This is a genomic window from Bacillus sp. DJP31, from assembly GCF_049310945.1.
Classification (GTDB): Bacteria; Bacillota; Bacilli; order Bacillales; family SA4; genus Bacillus_BS.
Map to the genome: position 1 here is coordinate 1 of NZ_JBMERO010000095.1, position 1027 is coordinate 1027.

Sequence of the window (1027 nt, forward strand, 5' to 3'; positions counted from 1 at the left end):
GATGGCTGGGGTTTTTGGTTTAATCCATTACAAACCTCATATAGATATTGATTAGCTTCCTCAATTGTTTCAAAAGTGTCTCGGAAAGCAAATGCTTTTCTTCGTATCACTTCTACACTACGCTCGACATGACCTTTTTCATTACCTCTGCGGGCATTACAGAAACGGTACTGAAAGCCATAATAAATGGATAGTTTTAATAGCCCATCTGTTGGCTCTTTTTCTGTGCCAATAAAGCGTTTGACGGCTACCTTCATGTTGTCATAGACCATCGTTTGATATACTCCACCAGCTTCTTTAAAGAATAGAGCATGTGCTTCTTGGAAACACTCGGTTTTCTGCTTAGTGAATAAAAAAGCCATTCGGTAATTTCCATAGGCTGAAGTGAATACTGCCATTTGGAGCTTTGTCCATCTTCCATTAATCTGAACCTTTACTTCACCCCAATCAAATTCACAAATGCCTCCTGGTAAATAAGATCCTTTGACAAAAACCTCTTTCACCTTTTTCTCTAATTTTCTTATCGTTCGAAGAACGGTACTGTAACTTATCGCTATACCTTCTCTTTCTAACGCATCAAAGATATCTGTGGGTTTCTTTTGTTGTTTTCGCAGACCTTTCTGACGCTTTTCATCATTCTCACGGAGATGGTCTACTATTTTTTGTTCTATCTCCTTTGTCATAACTCTCTTATTACGAATTCCAACTTTATATTTCGGCGATTCTACAAGCTCCTGAATTAATTCCCCTGTATGGACTGAGTTGTTGCACTGTTCAATCTCCTGTTTCTTACTTTCGTACTCGTTGATATACTTCCTAACTGTCTTACGATCAATTCCTGTTATCCTTGCAATCTCTCTCTGTGATCTTCCCTCCCTTAAATGCATGATTAAGACATCTTGTTTCTTATTCAATTTAATCAACTCTCCAAGCTCCCCACATTTATGAAATATATATCTGTGGGTTTATTATATACTGGGGGAATTTTCAATGACTACTGTGGTCCACTTTTAGAGTACTATATACA

At 37.6% G+C, this 1027-nt stretch carries 1 protein-coding gene; it reads right to left on the reverse strand.

The window, feature by feature from the left end:
• Positions 1 to 923: IS21 family transposase (gene istA / locus ACOI1C_RS22575; RefSeq protein WP_422512881.1), on the reverse strand; the 923-nt coding region annotated here is incomplete at its 3' end.
• Positions 924 to 1027: the final 104 nt, after the last annotated feature.